At 63.6% G+C, this 17,130-nt stretch carries 20 protein-coding genes; 12 read left to right on the top strand and 8 right to left on the bottom strand.

Annotated features, from left to right (window positions below; all coding sequences use genetic code 11):
* The first annotated feature begins 135 nt into the window (after nt 1-135).
* The 6 genes from WJU21_RS06020 to WJU21_RS05995 all read left to right on the top strand — a co-directional run bounded on the left by WJU21_RS06020 (nt 136) and on the right by WJU21_RS05995 (nt 6,321).
* Nucleotides 136-1,536: a porin gene (locus WJU21_RS06020; RefSeq protein WP_346322499.1), complete on the top strand. Its 1,401-nt coding sequence runs from the start codon at nt 136-138 to the stop codon at nt 1,534-1,536.
* 272 nt (nt 1,537-1,808) lie between these two features.
* On the top strand, nt 1,809-3,236 hold the full coding sequence (locus tag WJU21_RS06015) for a porin (protein ID WP_346322498.1): 1,428 nt from the start codon (nt 1,809-1,811) through the stop codon (nt 3,234-3,236).
* A 124-nt stretch (nt 3,237-3,360) separates the two neighbouring features.
* Entirely contained in the window at nt 3,361-3,921 is a 561-nt protein-coding gene (locus WJU21_RS06010) for an N-acetyltransferase (RefSeq protein WP_346322497.1), read from the top strand.
* The gene (locus tag WJU21_RS06005) at nt 3,918-4,502 is read left to right on the top strand and encodes a DUF1285 domain-containing protein (RefSeq protein WP_346322496.1); all 585 of its coding nucleotides are present in this window, start codon (nt 3,918-3,920) and stop codon (nt 4,500-4,502) included. Before WJU21_RS06010 ends, WJU21_RS06005 begins: the two co-directional genes overlap by 4 nt.
* Nucleotides 4,503-4,504: 2 nt before the next feature.
* Complete coding sequence (locus WJU21_RS06000) at nt 4,505-5,119, top strand: CoA pyrophosphatase (RefSeq protein ID WP_346322495.1); 615 nt, start codon at nt 4,505-4,507, stop codon at nt 5,117-5,119.
* Nucleotides 5,119-6,321, top strand: a complete 1,203-nt coding sequence (locus WJU21_RS05995; RefSeq protein ID WP_346322494.1) for a CCA tRNA nucleotidyltransferase — start codon at nt 5,119-5,121, stop codon at nt 6,319-6,321. The genes WJU21_RS06000 and WJU21_RS05995 overlap by 1 nt, the downstream gene beginning before the upstream one ends.
* Before the next feature lie 9 nt (nt 6,322-6,330).
* Here WJU21_RS05995 and hemF read toward each other — a convergent pair whose 3' ends face one another.
* Complete coding sequence (hemF, locus tag WJU21_RS05990; protein ID WP_346322493.1) at nt 6,331-7,182, bottom strand: oxygen-dependent coproporphyrinogen oxidase; 852 nt, start codon at nt 7,180-7,182, stop codon at nt 6,331-6,333.
* On the bottom strand, nt 7,179-7,643 hold the full coding sequence (locus WJU21_RS05985; protein ID WP_346323472.1) for a tRNA (cytidine(34)-2'-O)-methyltransferase: 465 nt from the start codon (nt 7,641-7,643) through the stop codon (nt 7,179-7,181). Before WJU21_RS05985 ends, hemF begins: the two co-directional genes overlap by 4 nt.
* Before the next feature lie 178 nt (nt 7,644-7,821).
* Here WJU21_RS05985 and petA point away from each other — a divergent pair, with 178 nt between their 5' ends.
* The 6 genes from petA to WJU21_RS05955 are packed head-to-tail and all read left to right on the top strand — an operon-like array spanning nt 7,822 to nt 12,546.
* The gene (gene petA / locus WJU21_RS05980) at nt 7,822-8,364 is read left to right on the top strand and encodes a ubiquinol-cytochrome c reductase iron-sulfur subunit (protein ID WP_346322492.1); all 543 of its coding nucleotides are present in this window, start codon (nt 7,822-7,824) and stop codon (nt 8,362-8,364) included.
* Between the two features lie 12 nt (nt 8,365-8,376).
* Nucleotides 8,377-9,603, top strand: coding sequence for a cytochrome b/b6 (locus WJU21_RS05975; protein WP_346322491.1), 1,227 nt, complete (start codon nt 8,377-8,379; stop codon nt 9,601-9,603).
* 16 nt (nt 9,604-9,619) lie between these two features.
* Nucleotides 9,620-10,429, top strand: coding sequence for a cytochrome c1 (locus WJU21_RS05970; RefSeq protein ID WP_346322490.1), 810 nt, complete (start codon nt 9,620-9,622; stop codon nt 10,427-10,429).
* 30 nt (nt 10,430-10,459) lie between these two features.
* Nucleotides 10,460-11,110 (top strand): hypothetical protein, encoded by a 651-nt coding sequence (locus WJU21_RS05965; RefSeq protein WP_346322489.1) that lies wholly within the window; start codon nt 10,460-10,462, stop codon nt 11,108-11,110.
* Between the two features lie 21 nt (nt 11,111-11,131).
* A complete protein-coding gene (locus WJU21_RS05960) occupies nt 11,132-12,016 on the top strand; it encodes an S-methyl-5'-thioadenosine phosphorylase (protein ID WP_346322488.1) in 885 nt (294 codons plus the stop codon).
* Entirely contained in the window at nt 12,016-12,546 is a 531-nt protein-coding gene (locus tag WJU21_RS05955; RefSeq protein WP_346323471.1) for an adenine phosphoribosyltransferase, read from the top strand. The genes WJU21_RS05960 and WJU21_RS05955 overlap by 1 nt, the downstream gene beginning before the upstream one ends.
* A gap of 49 nt (nt 12,547-12,595) precedes the next feature.
* Here the strand turns inward: WJU21_RS05955 and WJU21_RS05950 are convergent, their stop codons facing one another.
* The 6 genes from WJU21_RS05950 to WJU21_RS05925 form a co-directional block, all read right to left on the bottom strand.
* Complete coding sequence (locus tag WJU21_RS05950) at nt 12,596-13,267, bottom strand: dienelactone hydrolase family protein (protein WP_346322487.1); 672 nt, start codon at nt 13,265-13,267, stop codon at nt 12,596-12,598.
* Nucleotides 13,260-13,736: a MaoC family dehydratase gene (locus WJU21_RS05945; protein WP_346322486.1), complete on the bottom strand. Its 477-nt coding sequence runs from the start codon at nt 13,734-13,736 to the stop codon at nt 13,260-13,262. The genes WJU21_RS05950 and WJU21_RS05945 overlap by 8 nt, the downstream gene beginning before the upstream one ends.
* A 6-nt stretch (nt 13,737-13,742) precedes the next feature.
* Nucleotides 13,743-14,840: a redox-regulated ATPase YchF gene (ychF, locus tag WJU21_RS05940; protein ID WP_346322485.1), complete on the bottom strand. Its 1,098-nt coding sequence runs from the start codon at nt 14,838-14,840 to the stop codon at nt 13,743-13,745.
* On the bottom strand, nt 14,840-15,427 hold the full coding sequence (pth, locus tag WJU21_RS05935; RefSeq protein WP_346322484.1) for an aminoacyl-tRNA hydrolase: 588 nt from the start codon (nt 15,425-15,427) through the stop codon (nt 14,840-14,842). The genes ychF and pth overlap by 1 nt, the downstream gene beginning before the upstream one ends.
* A gap of 30 nt (nt 15,428-15,457) precedes the next feature.
* On the bottom strand, nt 15,458-16,084 hold the full coding sequence (locus WJU21_RS05930) for a 50S ribosomal protein L25/general stress protein Ctc (RefSeq protein ID WP_346322483.1): 627 nt from the start codon (nt 16,082-16,084) through the stop codon (nt 15,458-15,460).
* Between the two features lie 91 nt (nt 16,085-16,175).
* Complete coding sequence (locus WJU21_RS05925) at nt 16,176-17,108, bottom strand: ribose-phosphate pyrophosphokinase (RefSeq protein WP_346322482.1); 933 nt, start codon at nt 17,106-17,108, stop codon at nt 16,176-16,178.
* Nucleotides 17,109-17,130 lie beyond the last annotated feature (22 nt).

Here is a 17,130-nt window from a genome sequence, read left to right as displayed (position 1 = left end):
GCGGTAATAGCGGGACCGTACAGAGGCGTTGCTAACGATTGCGGACGCCAACGTTTGGGGGAGTCCTCGACTTTATCTTCCGCACGCAACATTCCTCAAGGGAGAACACCAACGATGCAACCCCCGAAAAGCGCGATGGGGCTACTGACGGCGGGACTGGTGGCGGCAGGCGCTACCATGTTTGCCGGTAATGCTCAGGCACAGTCGAACGAGCAGTTGCTGCGCATGATCCAGCAACTCAGCGCGACGGTCGAAGACCTCAAGGGCCAGGTTGAAGAGGCCAACATGAAAGGCGAGCAAGCCACCCTGGCCGCCGCCGACACGGCGAAGAAGCTGGAAAGCGGCGACGTGAAGTGGAAGTGGGGCCCGAGCCCGACGATCCAGAGCGGCGACGGCAAGTTCGAGATGCATGTCCGCGGCCGATTGCTGACCGACTTCGGCATTGTCAGTGACGGCGCCAAGAAACAGGACCGGACGGCCACCGAGTTCCGCGCCGCCCGACTGGGCATCGAGGGCAAGGCCTGGAAGGACATCAAGTACAAGTTCGAGGTGGACTTCGCCAACAATGAAGTCGATATCACCGACGCCTATCTGGAATATGCCGGCTGGAAGCCGTTCTACATCCTGGTCGGCCATGCCAAGACCACCAACTCGATGGAAGAGTTGACCAGCTCGCGCCATATCGACCTGGTCGAGCGTGGCGGTTTCACCGATGCCTTCAATTTCAACCGTCGCCTGGGTATCCAGGTCGGTTATGTCGGTGACTGGTTCCGCTTCGATGCCGGCGCCTTCGGTTCCGAATTCGACGTGCCGAACACGAACGTCAACGACGAGGGTTATGCCCTCAGCGCGCGCGCCGTGGCCTATCCGGAAATCGGCAATGGCGGCATCCTGCATGTGGGCGCCTCGGTCCTGTACCGCAATTACAACGACGACCTCTATCAGCGCGAGGTCCGTTACCGGCAGCGCCCGCACTCGCACCTGTCGGGTATCCGCTATATCGACACCAACACGCTCGACGCGGGCAGCGACCTGTTCTTCGGCGTCGAACTTGCCGGCGTGTTTGGTCCGTTCTGGGCCGATGCCGAATGGGGCTGGCTGAAGGTGAAGGACATCACCGGCCAGGGTGCCCAGACCAGCGCAAACTTCCAGGGCGGCTATCTGGGTGTTGGCTGGTACATCACGGGTGAAAGCCGCGGCTACGACGAAGGCAGTTTCGACCGTCCCAAGAAGGTCAACAATCCGGTCTTCGAAGGCGGCTGGGGTGCCTGGGCACTTGTCGCACGCGTCGATTTCGTGGACCTGAACGATGCCATCGGCAATGCCGGCTGCGTCAATGCCGCCTCCGGCATTTGCGGCGGCCAGCAGATGACCTATGTCGTCGGCGTCAACTGGTTCCTGAACCGCCACACGGTGATCAAGCTCAACTATGCGCACTCGGACATCGATGACGCGTGGGACAATCTGGGCGACACCTTTGCCACCGGCAAGAACGGCGTCGACAGCTTTGTCGCGCGCTTCCAGGTCGACTGGTAAACCCCTTAAACCTCCCCAAGGTTGGAGCGGTCCGTCCGAAAGGACGGGCCGCTTTTTTTGTTCGCCGGGCGGCGAGTGTCCCTGTGACGGAAGATTCAAGAGCCGAAGAACTGGACCACAACTAATAGAAATTTGGGCACTCCGTAACAATTAGAGGTGCCATTTTCATTTAACCATAAACCAATTGTAACCAAACCGTCACAGCCAGCCCCTACGAAGAACGCGTCACGAGATTGGCCGAACGAGGCCAGCCATCAAAGGGAGTTAGCCGCATGAGTTTTGGTAGGGGCCTGACGGTCATTGCCGTCGCCGGGGCAGCGGCGGTGAGTATGGGATTCACCGCAAATGCCCATGCCCAGTCGAACGAACAGCTGTTGCAGATGATCCAGCAGCTCAGTGCGACGGTGGAGAATCTGGAAGGGCAGGTCGAGGCTGCGAAGTCCACCAGCGAGCAGGCTGCGCTGGCCGCGGCCGACGCGTCGAAAAAGGCCCAGAGCGGCGACGCCAAGTGGAAGTGGGGCCCGAGCCCGACCATCAAGAGCGCCGATGGCAAGTTCGAGATGCATGTCCGCGGCCGCCTGATGGTCGATTTCGGTCACGTCAGCGACAGCGAGGGCTTCGAGGATCGCAACGCCACCGAATTCCGCCGTGCCCGTCTCGGCATCGAGGGCAAGGCCTGGAAGGACGTGAAGTACAAGTTCGAGATCGACTTCGCCGACAATGAAGTCTCCATCACGGACGCGTATCTCCAGTACAAGGGCTGGAAGAACGTCGCGCTGACCGTGGGTCAGTTCAAGGAGCGGGTCTCGCTGGACGAGCAGACGACGTCGCGCCAGATCCTCACCCAGGAACGCGCCGCCTTCACCGATGCCTTCGACTTTGCCCGCCGCATCGGCGTCGGCCTCGACTTCAAGGCCGGGGGCTTTGTGCTGTCCACGGGCGTCTATGGCGGCGCCGACCTGTCGGCCAACGAGGACAAGGAAGGCTACTCGATCGCCGCGCGGGCGCTGTACAACTTCGAACTCGGCAACGACAAGAGCGTGCTCCATGTCGGTGCCTCGTTCCGTCACCGCGATTTCGGAAATGATATCGACGGCAACGAGTTCCGGTACCGCCAGCGGCCGTTCGCGCATGTCGCGGGCAACCGTTTCGTCAGCACGGATACGCTCGACTACATCGCGAACGACACGTTCTTCGGCGCGGAACTCGCCGGCACCTTCGGGCCGTTTCATGCCTCGGCGGAATATGGTCTGCTGAAGGCCTCGATCGAGAACGGCATGGAAGCAGCCTATAATGGCGAAGGCAGCGCCACCTTCCAGGGCGGCTATATCGATTTCGGCTGGTTCCTCACCGGCGAGCACCGTCCGCTCGACGAAGGCGAGTGGGATCGTCCGAAGATCAAGAGCCCCGTCTTTGAAGGTGGCTGGGGTGCGTGGCGCCTGCTCGCCCGCGTCGACTACCTTGATCTGAACGACTTCGATGCCGGGATCGTTGGCGGTCGCCAGATCAGCTACATTGTCGGCGTCGACTGGTACCTGAACCGCCACACCCGGATCATGGTCAACTATGCCCATACCGACGTGAGCAAGGGCCTTTGCCCGACTGGGGCGACTTGCGGCTATGGCGATGCGCTGGTCAATCCGATTACCGGCAAGAACAGCATCGACGCCATCACCGCCCGCTTCCAGGTCGACTGGTAGGCGAACCTTCTCCCAAGAGGACGTTGTTAGCGCGTTCTCTGGCGGCCCGCCTCTTCGTGAGGCGGGCCGCTGTCTGTTTCTGGTCCGGCTTGGGACGGCGCGGAATTGCTGTATAGTGCGCGCCATGATCAACATTCGACCCTTTCGCGAGGCCGACCCGGCTGCCGTCGAGGCGCTGCTGGACCGGTCATTCGGGCCCGATCGCCAGAAGAAGACAGTCTATCGCTTGCGTGAAGGCGTCGCGGCGCTGCCGGAGTTGGGCTTTGTCGCTTTCGACAACAAGGCGCTTCGCGGCAGCCTGCAATTCTGGCCGATCCAGATTCGGCCCCTGCAATCGGACGGCGCGCCGGTGCCTGCGATCCTCCTCGGTCCGCTGGCTGTCGAGCCGGCATATGCGGGCCGAGGTATCGGCATGGGCCTGATGCGCGTCGGGCTCCAGCGCGCCACGCAGTTGGGACACAAGCTGGTGATCCTGGTCGGTGACCTGCCCTATTACAGCCGTGTCGACTTTCAGCGCGTCGGCGCCGAAGGGCTGCGGTTGCCCGGCCCGGTCGATCCGAACCGCGTGCTGATCCGGGCGCTGGTCGAGGGCGCCGCCCGCAACCTCGAAGGGCTGATCGAGAAGCCTGCCGCAAGCGGTGATCATGCCACCGACACGCTGGAGCAACGGGAAGCTGCGCCATGACCGATTCAACGCCTGGCCCGGCCACGCTCAACCTGGCGGAGATCATGGCCCGCCTGCAGGACAAGAAGCTGCCGCCGGTCGACAAGTGGAACCCGGATTTCTGCGGCGACATCGACATGCGAATCGCCCGGGACGGCACCTGGTACTATATGGGCTCGCCGATCGGGCGGAAGCGCATGGTGAAGCTGTTCTCCACCGTCATCCGCCGTGATGAGGACAGCTATTTCCTGGTCACGCCGGTCGAGAAGCTGGGCATCATTGTCGACGATGCGCCGTTCGTGGCCGTCGAAGCCGATATTTTCGAGCCTGGACCCGAGCAGAGCATCGTCTTCCGCACCAATGTGGACGACGAGGTGATCGCCGGGCCCGACAATCCCATTCGCGTCGAGATCGACCCGGAGACCGCCGAGCCGTCGCCCTATGTGCTGGTGCGCAAGAACCTCTGGGCGCTGATCGCCCGGCCGGTCTTCTATCAGCTGGTCGACGCGGGCGAGGAACGGATCGTCGATGGCAAAACCCAGCTGGGTATTGTCAGCCGGGGCCGGTTCTTCGCCATCGGCAGCCTGGACGCGGCCGACTGAGCATGCTGCACGAGCTGTTCCACGGGCGGCTTCTGGACGTGCCGAGCGTACCGGGTCTGCATGCGCCGGCCAGCGATTACGACCTGACGCCCGATATTCGCGCGGGCCTGCCGCCCGACCGCAAGCTGCGGCCCGCCGCGGTGCTAGTGCCGGTGATCGACCGGGACGGCGGCGCGACCGTGTTGCTTACCCTGCGCACCGACCATCTCAGCAGTCATCCCGGTCAGGTGGCGTTTCCCGGCGGCCGCGTCGATGACACCGACAGGGATCCGGTCGATACGGCGCTGCGCGAGACCTGGGAGGAGATCGGTCTCGACCGGTCATTCATCGACATCGTCGGCGCGCTGGACACCTATGAGACCGGCACCGGGTTTTCGATCACACCCGTCGTCGGTCTGGTGCGCCCCGGATTCAGCCTGACCCTGCAGGTCGACGAGGTGGCGCAGGTGTTCGAGGTGCCGCTCGACTTTTTTCTCGATCCGGCCAACCATCAGCGGGAAAGCCGGGAATGGCGCGGCGCCATGCGCCACTATTATGTGATGCCGTACGATGGTCATCACATCTGGGGGGCGACGGCGGGCATTCTGGTGAACCTGTACAACAAGCTCAAGGGCTGATGCGCAAGACGGGCACGGTAATCTCCCAGTCCTGGCTGTCCGAGGGCGGGGCGGCCGACGTCGTGGCCGCGCTGATGGCACAGGGCGGGACGGCCCGGTTCGTCGGCGGCTGCGTTCGCGACGCGCTTGCCGGCCGCACGGTCCGCGACATCGACATCGCCACCGACCAGAAGCCGGAAGCGGTGATCCAGTTGCTTCAGGACGCGAAGCTGAAAGCGATTCCCACCGGCATCGAGCATGGGACGGTCACCGCGGTGGCGCGCGGCCGGCCATTCGAGGTCACCACCTTGCGGGTCGACGTGGAAACCGACGGGCGCCGTGCCGTCGTGGCGTTCACCGACGACTGGGCCGAGGATGCAAGCCGCCGGGATTTCACCATGAACGCGCTCTATTGTGACCGGGACGGCACGGTCTACGATCCGGTTGGCGGCGTGGACGATCTCCAGGCGCACCATGTGCGGTTCATCGGTGACGCCTCCCGGCGCATCGAGGAAGACGCGTTGCGCATCCTGCGGTTTTTCAGGTTCCACGCCTGGTATGGCGCCGGGCCGATGAACGATGAGGGGCTTGCCGCCTGCCGCGACCGGCGGGACGATCTGGACCGGTTGTCGGTAGAGCGCGTCCGCGCCGAGATGCTGCGCCTGCTGGAAGCGCCGGCGCCGATGGCGACCTTGCGTGTCATGGCGGAGTCCGGCGTCCTGCAACTGGTCTTGCCCGAGGCGTGCGCGCCGCACTGCCTGGAGCGCCTCCTCGAGATCGGCGAGGGGGACGCGCTGCTGCGGCTTGCATCGCTGACCTGCCGCCGCGCGGATGTCCTGACCGGCCTTGCTGACCGGTGGAAGCTGTCGGGAAAGGACAAGGTCCGGCTTCGCCGCATGGCGGCAGGCGAGACCGAGATTGCCACGGGCCTGACGGACGCCGAGGCGCGGGCTCAGGTCTATTGGCTGGGCGCCGAACGCTTCCGCGACCTGGCCTTGCTGGAGTGGGCGTCGGACGGCCAGGACCGGCAATGGCTTGTGGCGCTGGCCGAGGCGTGGTCCGCACCGTCCTTTCCGGTCAGGGGCGCGGACCTTGTCGGCCACGGTATCCCGGCCGGCGAGCGGGTCGGCAAGCTGTTGCGGGCGCTTGAGCGGCAATGGGTGGACGAGGGCTTCGAGCCGAGCCGGGCCGAATTGCTGGCCAGGATCGACAGCCTGGATTGACCGGTTTCGCTACGGCCACTTCACCTCGGGCGGCATGGACATCAGGATGGCATCCACATTGCCGCCGGTCTTCAGGCCGAAGGTGGTGCCGCGGTCGTAGATCAGGTTGAATTCCACATAGCGGCCGCGGCGGACCAGCTGGTACTCGCGCTGCTCGTCGGTCCACTCGTCGTTCATGTGCCTCCGGACAATCCTGGGATAGACGTCGAGAAAGGCGCGGCCCACATCCTGGGTGAAGGCGAAGTCCGCCTCCCAGTCGCCCGTATTGAGCGAATCGTAGAAAATTCCGCCGACGCCGCGCGGCTCGTTGCGGTGCGGAAGGAAGAAATACTCGTCGCACCATTGCTTGAACTTCGGATAGTAGGCCGGGTCGTGCCTGTCGCAGGCGGCTTGCAGCGCGCCGTGGAACTGTTCCGTGTCCTGGTCGTCGGGAACCATCGGCGTCAGGTCGGCACCGCCGCCGAACCAGCCCCGGGTGGTGATAATGTGGCGGGTATTCATGTGGACCGCCGGCACCAGCGGCGAGCGCATATGCGCGACCAGCGAGATGCCGCTGGCCCAGAAGCGCGGATCCTCCTCGGCGCCCTGGATGTTCTTGGCGAATTCCGGCGAGAAGGTTCCCTCGACGGTGGAGACATTGACGCCGACCTTCTCGAACACCCGCCCTTTCATCACCGCCATGACTCCGCCGCCGCCACCGGAACGGGTCCACTCGGTGCGCTCGAAGCGGCCGGCGCGGCGGTCGCGGAACGGGCCGCGCAACTCGTCCTCGATCATCTCGAAGCTGGAACAGATGCGGTCGCGCAGGCTGTGGAACCACATGCGGGCCCGGACCTTGTGCTCGTCTGGAACGTGAGTCATCGATAATCCCCTGATGGCGGAAAACCGCCGGTCTGCCGTAACGCCTCTCCCAATACCATCGCGGCCGCCACCGCCACGTTGAGCGAGCGCAAGCCGGCGACCATCGGCACGGCGATCCGCGCGTCGGCCTGATCGTGGACCTCGTCCGGCACGCCTGCCGATTCCCGGCCCAACAGCAGCACATCGCCTGGCTCGAAGCGGAATGCCGTGTAGGATGTGCTCGCGCGGGTCGTCAACAGCACAAGTCGGCCGGGGCCGGCCGCCAGGAACGTCTCCCAGCTTGCGTGAGCGGTATAATCCGCGTGGTCGAGATAATCCATGCCCGAGCGGCGCAGCGCACGATCGCCGAAGGGAAACCCGCATGGCTCGATAATGTCCGCGGGCACGGCAAGGCAGGCCGCAAGGCGCAGCAGCGTACCAACATTCTGTGCCATGTCGGGCTGATAAAGGGCGATCCGCATGGCGGCGACGTTGGGCGGATCGCAGACCTGCGTCAAGCGTCGCATCGGCGTCCGCGAGGGCACAGATTTGCAAGCATCCCGACTGGACAATTGCTTTTGATGGTGCCAAAACACGGCAGCCACATCAGGGGCAGGAATGCCCCACATACAGAAAAAGAAGCAGAACGGGTGGGTCTGAATGTCCACAACTGATTCAACGAGCGAGCACCACGGCGAAGGCGTCAAGCGCAGGGATTTCCTGTTCATCGCCGCCGGGGGCTTCGGCGCCGTAGGCGCTGCAGCGGCGGTCTGGCCGCTGGTCGATAATCTCAATCCCTCGGCCGACGTGCTGGCACTGTCGTCCATCGAGGTTGACATCTCCAAGGTTCAGGTCGGTCAGAGCATCCGCGTCAAGTGGCGCGGCAAGCCGGTCTTCATCCGTCACCGCACGGAAGAAGAGGTCGCCGAGGCGAAGGATGTCAACATCCAGGAACTGAAGGACCCGCAGACCGACGCCCAGCGGACCAAGCCGGGCCACGAGCCCTGGCTGATCATGATTGGCGTCTGCACCCATCTGGGCTGCATCCCGCTCGGCGAGCAGGGCGAATTCGGCGGCTGGTTCTGTCCGTGCCACGGTTCGGAATACGATACGTCGGGCCGCATCCGCAAAGGTCCCGCGCCGCTCAACCTCGAAGTGCCGGAGTATGCGTTCCTGAACGATACCCGCGTTCGCATCGGCTAAAGAGGAAAAGCCATGCATCCATCACGCTCCTTCGAGCCGAAGAACGGCTTCGTTAAATGGTTTGACCGGCAGCTTCCGCTGTTCACCGTCATGCACGGTGCGCTGGTCGCCTATCCGACACCCAAGAACCTGAATTACTGGTGGAGCTTCGGCTCGCTCGCCGGTCTCATGCTGGGCGTCCAGATCATCACCGGCATCATCCTGGCCATGCACTATACGCCGCACACGGCGATGGCCTTTGCGTCGGTCGAGCACATCATGCGCGACGTCAACTATGGCTGGCTGCTGCGCTACGTGCACGCCAACGGTGCGTCGTTCTTCTTCATTGTCGTCTATATCCACATCTTCCGCGGCCTGTACTACGGATCGTACAAGGCGCCGCGCGAACTGTTGTGGATGCTGGGCCTGGTGATCTACCTGCTGATGATGGCGACCGCCTTCATGGGCTACGTGCTGCCGTGGGGCCAGATGAGCTTCTGGGGCGCTACCGTGATCACCAACCTGTTCGGCGCAATTCCGTTCGTCGGCCAGGACATCGTGACGCTGCTGTGGGGTGGCTTCTCGGTCGACAACCCGACGCTGAACCGCTTCTTCAGCCTGCATTACCTGCTGCCGTTCGTGATTGCCGGCGTCGCCGTCCTGCACATCTGGGCGCTGCATATCCCGGGGTCCAACAACCCGCTGGGTATCGACGTGAAGGGGCCGCAGGACCAGATCGATTTCCATCCGTATCACACGGCCAAGGACTCCTTCATGGTGTCCCTGCTGCTGCTGATCTTCTTCGCGGTGGTTTGCTTCGCGCCGAACTATATGGGTCACCCGGACAATTACATCCAGGCCGACCCGCTGGTGACGCCGGCGCACATCGTGCCGGAATGGTACTATCTGCCGTTCTACGCGATCCTGCGTTCGATCCCGGACAAGCTGATGGGCGTCATCGCCATGTTCTCGGCGATCCTGATCCTGTTCGCGCTGCCGTGGCTCGACTCGTCCAAGGTTCGCTCCGGCACCTTCCGTCCGATCTTCAAGCAGTTCTACTGGGTGCTGGTGGTCGACGTGATCGCGCTGGGCTTCGTTGGCGCCAATCCGCCGGAAGGCTACTGGCTGCTGATCGGCCGCGTCGCGACCGCCTACTACTTCTTCCACTTCCTGATCCTGCTGCCGGTACTGAGCCGGATCGAGAAGACGCGACCACTGCCTGAGAGCATCTCCCAGGCTGTGCTGGCCAAACACGCCTGAGCGAGGGGAAGCTGCAATGAACAACAAGAACATCCTCGCCGGCATGGCCCTTGTGTTGGGCCTCGCCATTCCCTCGCTCGCCTTCGGTGCGTCCGACCGCGAGGAGCCGAAGCACCCGCCGCAGGGCTGGCCGCACGAGAAGATCATTGGCGCCCATTATGACCGGGCCGCCGCGCAGCGTGGCTTCCAGGTTTACAAGGAAGTCTGCCAATCGTGCCATTCGCTCAATCTGGTGGCGTTCCGCCAGCTCGAAGGCATCGGGTTCAGCGAGCCCGAGATCAAGGCAATCGCCGCCAGCTTCACCGTGGTGGGCGAGCCCGACATGGAGACGGGCGACGTCAATGATCGTCCCGGCAAGCCGTTCGACTATGTTCCGTCGCCTTATGCCAATCCGGAGGCGGCCGCGGCCTCGAACAATGGTGCGGTGCCGCCCGACCTGTCCCTGATGGTCAAGGCCCGCGAAGGGGGAGCGTCCTATCTGTATTCGATCCTGATCGGGTACCATGACGCGACCGCCGAAGATCTGAAGCATATCCCGGGCGGCAAGATTCCGGACGGCAGCTATTACAATCCCTACAAGGCCGGTCACCTGATCGCCATGCCGCCGCCGCTGGTCGACGAGCAGGTGTCCTACACCGAAGGTCAGCCCACGGCCACGGTCGAGCAGATGGCCTATGACGTCACCACCTTCCTTGCCTGGGCCGCCGAGCCGAAGCTCGAGCAGCGCAAGAGCATGGGCTTCCTGATCGTCGGCTTTCTGCTGATCGTCTGCGGGTTGCTTTTCTTCAGCTACAAACGCATCTCTAAGCGAGTGCTCGGCCACTAGGCCCGGGACCGCAGGAGACGCCAGAACGTGATGTCCTTCAAGCTTTGCGCCATGGCCGTGTGCGCCTTCGTACTGACCGGCCATGGCGCGTTTGCGCAAACCATCAGCAAGGCTGAGGATCTGAAACCCGACACTCCCTTCGCCGGGTTTCTGAAGGGCAAGAAGCACAACGAGGCCAAGGCGTATATCGCGCTCCGCGAGGATCAGTCCGTGGGCCGTGCGTGCAAGGATGCCTACACGATGGGCAATTATGCCATGAAGATCATGGAGCCCATCGAAATGGAGGCCGGCGCAACCATTCCCAAGAAGGGGCGCTGGCTCGAACGCTTCCAGGTTACCCGATGCGGCCGGCAATCCTTGTTCAACGCGATTTTCACCGCCACCGACAAGGGCCTGGAAATCAAGCCGGTCGCGCCCGGCGAGACCGCTCAGGACCTGCAACTGGTGATCGATCTTCGACCGCTGATCATCAGGAAGGCGAAGATCCAGAATTGCGAGGCGCGCGGCCTGCTCGATACGGCCAAGGGGCCGCCAGAGGGCTATGAGCCCAAGGTCGCCGACGGCGAATATGAGACGTGGACGGTCAGCGGCTGCGGCAAGGATGTCGATCTTGTCCTGCTGTTCACCTCGACCGCCGACGGCAAGGTCGACGTACAGGTGGAAAAACAGCTTCCACGCTAACACCAGCCTGAGGGGGGCGCCGTGGCGGAACAACCGGTCCTTGGCATCATCGGCGGCAGCGGCCTGTACGAAATCGACGGCCTCGAGAACGCCCGTTGGGAGAGCGTCACCTCTCCGTTCGGCGAGCCGTCCGACCAGTTGTTCACCGGCACGCTGGGCGGCATCAAGCTGGTATTCCTGCCGCGTCATGGGCGTGGTCACCGCATTCCGCCCAGTGAAATCAACTACCGCGCCAATATCGACGCACTGAAGCGTGCCGGGGTTACCGACCTTCTCTCGCTCAGCGCCTGCGGCTCGCTTCGCGAGGACCTGCCGCCGGGCAGCTTCGTGCGGGTCACCCAGTTCATCGACCGCACATTCGCGCGGCAGAAAAGCTTCTTCGGCACCGGGCTCGTTGCCCATGTCTCCATGGCCGAGCCGGTCTGCAGCAGGTTCGGCGGCCTGGTTACCGAGGCGGCGATCGACGCCGGCATTTCGCTCGATCAGGGCGGCACCTATCTGGTCATGGAAGGCCCGCAATTCTCATCCCTGGCCGAGTCCGAATTGTACCGGCAATGGGGTTGCGACGTGATCGGCATGACCAACATGCCCGAGGCCAAATTGGCACGCGAAGCCGAAATCTGTTACGTCAGCATCGCCATGGTCACCGACTACGATTGCTGGCATCCAACCCATGCCGACGTTCAGGTGAGTGATATTCTGCGGGTGCTGGGCGCAAACGCCGACCGGGCGCGGGCCCTGGTGAAGTCGGTCGCAGCCCATATGAGCCTGTCGGTGCATCCCTGTGGACAGGGTTGCGACCATGTACTCGACACCGCCTTGATCACGGCGCCGTCGGCGCGCGATCCTGATCTCATCAAGAAACTGGACGCGGTGGCCGGCCGCGCATTGGGGGGAAAGCCATGATGGATTGGGTCAAGTCGCGTATTCGCACCATCCCGGATTATCCGAAGCCGGGTATCCTGTTCCGCGACATCACCACCCTGCTGGGCGATGCCCAGGGCTTTCGCAAGGCCGTCGACGAGATGGTGCAGCCCTATGCGGGTTGCGGTATCGACAAGGTAGCCGGCATCGACGCCCGCGGCTTCATCCTCGGCGGCGCCGTCGCGCACCAGCTGTCGGTTGGTTTCGTCCCGATCCGCAAGAAGGGCAAGCTGCCGTGGCAGACTTTCGGCCAGGACTATGCGCTGGAATATGGCTACGACAAGCTGGAGATCCACCAGGATGCGGTGGTGAAGGGCCAGCGCGTGCTGATCGTCGACGACCTGATCGCCACCGGCGGCACCGCCGAGGCGGCCGTCATGCTGCTGCAGCGGATCGGCGCGACCGTCGTCGGCTGCACGTTCGTCATCGACCTGCCCGAGATGGGCGGCACCAGGAAACTGGAAGCGCTGGGATGCCCGGTAAAGGCGCTGTGCGCGTATGAGGGACACTGACCCACCGGCGGCGGTGGAACTGCGCCGACCATGATGCCGGCGCGGCCGTTCAGTCCCTCATGTGCTGGTCGAGGAACGCCAGCATGCGCTCGTGCGACAGCGCGATGGCGTTGTCGTCGTGATTGGCCGGGCGGTCGGACCAGAAGCCGTGGTCAGCCTGGTAGATGTGAACCTTTACCGCCGGATGTGCTTCGGCGGTGGCGCGAACGCCATCCATCGGGATGCTCTTGTCGCGTGAGCCGAAGTGCAGCATGACCGGACACAGCGGCTGCAAGTCCAGATGTTCGGGGATCAGCCGGCCATAGAAACCGACGGCGCAGGCCAGGCCCTCGACCCTGGCGGCGGCGACCCAGGTTAGCGAGCCGCCATAGCAGAAGCCGGTGATGGCGACCGGACCGCGGGTTTTCAACTCGTCGGCCGTCGCCTGGATATCGAGCATGGGCGTCTCGATGCCGGAGGTGCCGGCCATCTTCACGGCGGCCTGCATGTCCTCGGGCGTATAGCCGGTGCTGAAGTTCTTCTGGTAGCGGTCGAAGATGGCGGGCGCCATGGTCTCGTAGCCCAGGCTGGCGAAATGATCGCACAATTCCCTGATATGGGCCGTCACCCCGAAGATCTCCTGGATCAGGATCAGGCCGCCCTTGCGCTCGCCTTGCGCCGGGGCCTGATAGACGGTGAATTCATGGCCGTCGATGGCCTTCAGCGTGATTTCCTTACCCATCAGCGGTCTCCCCTTGATCGCGCCGTGCGAACAGCGTCACGGCCTGGAAAGTCATGGCCAGTTCGCCATGCTGGTTGTGAACCCTGTAGCTGATGTCGACCGAGCCGCGGTCGGGCTTGCTGCGCGACAGCTTGGCGCTCAGCACCTTGCCGGTCAGGGTCAGCGTATCGCCCGGCCGCACCGGACGGACCCAGCGCAACTGGTCGAGGCCTGGCGAGCCCATGCCCGCCGCCCGCAGGAACAGGCCGTCGCACAGCAGCCGCATCATCATGGCGCCGGTATGCCAGCCGCTGGCGATGATGCCGCCATAGATCGATGCGGCGGCGGCGTCCTCGTCGATGTGGAATGGCTGGGGATCGTAACGCCGGGCGAAGTCGAGCACTTCTTCCCGGGCTACGGTGACGCTGCCGAACTGGAGTTGCTGGCATTCGAAGAAATCCTCGAACCAGATCTCGGGCGCAGCGGTCATGAAACCTCAGGTGTTGAAGCGGAAATGCAGGATGTCGCCATCCTGCACCACGTATTCCTTGCCCTCAAGGCGTGCCTTGCCGGCTTCCTTGGCGCCGGCCTCGCCGTTATGCGCCACATAGGCGTCGAAGGCGATGGTCTCGGCGCGAATGAAGCCCTTTTCGAAGTCGGTATGGATCACACCGGCAGCCTGCGGGGCCTTGGTTCCTTTCGGAATGGTCCAGGCGCGGGCCTCCTTGGGACCGACGGTGAAATAGGTCACCAGGCCGAGAAGTTCATAGCCGGCGCGGATGATGCGCGACAGGCCGGTCTCGACCAGGCCGATCTCTTCCAGGAACATGGCGCGCTCGCCCGAATCCAGCTGGGCGATCTCGGATTCGATGGCCGCGGAGATGACGACACAGGGAACGCCTTCCTGCGCCGCCTTTTCCGCGACCCGCGCGGAGAATTCGTTGCCCGTCGCGGCCGCCGATTCCTCGACGTTGCAGACATACAGCACCGGCTTGGCGGTGATCAGGCCGAGGCGCTGAAAGGCCAGTTGCTCATCGTCGGCCAGGTCCACGGTGCGGGCCGGCTGGCCTTCGCGAAGGGCGACGACCGCGCGCTCGAGCAGGACGATGTCGCGCTTGGCTTCCTCGTCGTTGCTCTTGGCCCGCTTCTGAAGGGCGGGGATGCGGCGCTCGACGCTGTCCAGGTCGGCGAGCATCAATTCGGTCTCGATGGTCTCGGCATCGGCCAGCGGGTCCACACGGCCATCCACATGGGTGATGTCCGAATCCTCGAAGCAGCGCAGCAGATGGATGATCGCATCGACCTCGCGGATGTGGGCGAGGAACTGGTTGCCCAGGCCTTCGCCCTGGCTGGCGCCGCGCACGAGGCCGGCGATATCGACGAAGGTGAGCTGGGTCGGAATGATCTGACCCGACTTGCCGATGCGGGCGCAGGAATCGAGCCGTGTGTCCGGCACCGGCACCACGCCCACATTCGGCTCGATGGTGCAGAACGGAAAGTTCTCGGCCGCCGCCGCCGCGGTCTGGGTCAGGGCGTTGAACAGGGTCGATTTACCGACGTTCGGCAGGCCGACAATGCCGCACTTGAAGCCCATCAGGTTCCGTCCTTCTGATCTTGCTGGGTCAGCATTGCGACCCGGGTCATGAATTTCTCGTCCTGGCCGGTGGCCAGATAGGGTGCCGCGTCGGCGATGGCCTCGATCAGCGGATCGAACCAGACGTCGTCGGATTTGGTGAAGTCGGACAGCACATAGCCGGTCACCCGGCTCTTGTCGCCGGGATGGCCGATTCCGATCCGCACCCGCCGGAAGCCGGCGCCGATGTGTCGTTCGATGTCGCGCAGGCCGTTGTGGCCGGCATGACCGCCGCCCACCTTCATGCGCACCTTGCCGGGCGGCAGATCAAGTTCGTCATGGAGCACGACCACGTCGCTGGGGCTCAGCTTGTAGAAGTTCACCGCCTCGGCGACGGCCTCGCCCGACCGGTTCATGAATGTCTGCGGCTTCATGGCCAGCACCTTGGCGATGCCCAGCAGGCCTTCGCTGATCTCGGACTTGAACTTGCGGCGCCATGCAGGAAAGCGATGGCGGCGGACAATCTCGTCCACCGCCATGAAGCCGACATTGTGCCGGTTGTCGTAGTACTGGTCGCCCGGATTACCCAGGCCGACGAGCAGCAGCATGATTTCCCGAGGGAAGGGGCCTGAGCCCCCTTATTCTCCCTCGCCCTCGGTTTCCTCAGCGGCTTCTTCATCCGACTCGTCACCGACGCCGCCAGACGGGGCGGCAATGGTTGCGATGGTGAAATCGCGATCGGTGATCGCCGGCGTGACGCCTTCCGGCAGCTTGATGTTGGTGATGTGGACTGCATCGCCGATATCGAGGCCGGTGAGGTCGACGTCGATCGACTCGGGGATGTGCTCGGCCGGGCAGATCAGCGCGACATCATGGCGGACGATGTTGAGCACACCACCGCGCTTGAGGCCGGGCGATGCTTCCTCGTTCCTGAAGTGCACGGGCACCTCGACTTCGACCTTTGCATCCTTGGCGAGGCGCAGGAAGTCGATGTGGATCGGGAAGTCCATGACCACGTCGACCTGGATGTCGCGCGGGATGACCCGCTCGACAGTGCCGTCAACGTCAAGGTTGAAGAGATGGCCGGCGAGGCGACCCTTCTTCATCTCGTTGTTCACGATGTTGAAGGGCAGGGTGATGGATACAGGGGGTTTGCCCAGACCGTAGATGACGGCGGGGACGAGGCCAGCGCGGCGCGCCGCACGGGAGGACCCCTTACCCACCCGATCACGAGGTTGCGCCACCAGAGTGCCGATTTCCGACATTTGAAACTCCGTTAATTACACCACGAGCGTCCCGCCTCCAGGGGTGCGGGTCCGCAAGATCGCGGCGTTCTAGCGGAAAAAGCCGGGAAACTCAATCAAACAAACTGGAGACCGAGCTTTCATCGTTGATTCTGCGCATGGCCTCGGCGATCAGCGGGGCGATGGTGACAATGCGGATGTTGGGACAGCCCAGCACCGTTTCGCTGGGCGCAATGGAATCGGTGATTACCAGTTCCTTCAGGACCGAGCCGGCGACCCTCTCGACCGCCTTGCCCGACAGCACGCCATGGGACACATAGGCCGACACCGATGCTGCGCCGTGTTCCATCAGCGCCTTGCCCGCATTGCACAGGGTGCCCGCCGAGTCGACGATGTCGTCGACGAGGATGCAGTGGCGGCCTTCGACCTCGCCAATGATGTTCATGACCTCGGACACGCCGGCCTTTTCGCGGCGCTTGTCGACGATCGCCAGATCGGCATTGAGCCGCGACGCCAGACGCCGGGCGCGCAGCGTGCCGCCGACATCGGGCGACACGAACATCAGGCTCTCGCCGTCATATTGTTCCTGGATGTCGCGCAGCAACACGGGCTCGGCATAGAGATTGTCCGTCGGGATGTCGAAGAAGCCCTGAATCTGGCCGGCGTGCAGATCCATGGTCAGCACCCGGTTGGCGCCCGCGCCGGTGATGAGGTTGGCGACCAGCTTCGCCGAGATCGGTGTGCGCGGCCCCGGTTTCCGGTCCTGGCGCGCATAGCCGAAATAAGGCAGCACGGCGGTGATCCGCTGCGCCGACGCCCGGTGCAGCGCGTCGATGCAGACAAGCAGTTCCATGAGATTGTCGTTGGCCGGGTAAGACGTGCTCTGCACCACGAAGACATCCTGCCCACGGACGTTTTCATGAATCTCGACCCAGACCTCCTGGTCGGCGAAGCGCTTGATATCGGCTTTGGTCAGTTCCATGCCGAGATAGGCGGCGATCTGGGAGCACAGTTCTTTATTGCTGTTCCCGGCCACGATTTTCATTGGCGCTCACTCCAGGAATTGA

The organism is Emcibacter sp. SYSU 3D8 (genome assembly GCF_039655875.1).
GTDB lineage: Bacteria > Pseudomonadota > Alphaproteobacteria > SMXS01 > SMXS01 > RI-34.
The sequence above is the reverse complement of the archived record's forward strand: the minus strand, read 5'-3'. Positions and strand labels throughout refer to the sequence as shown.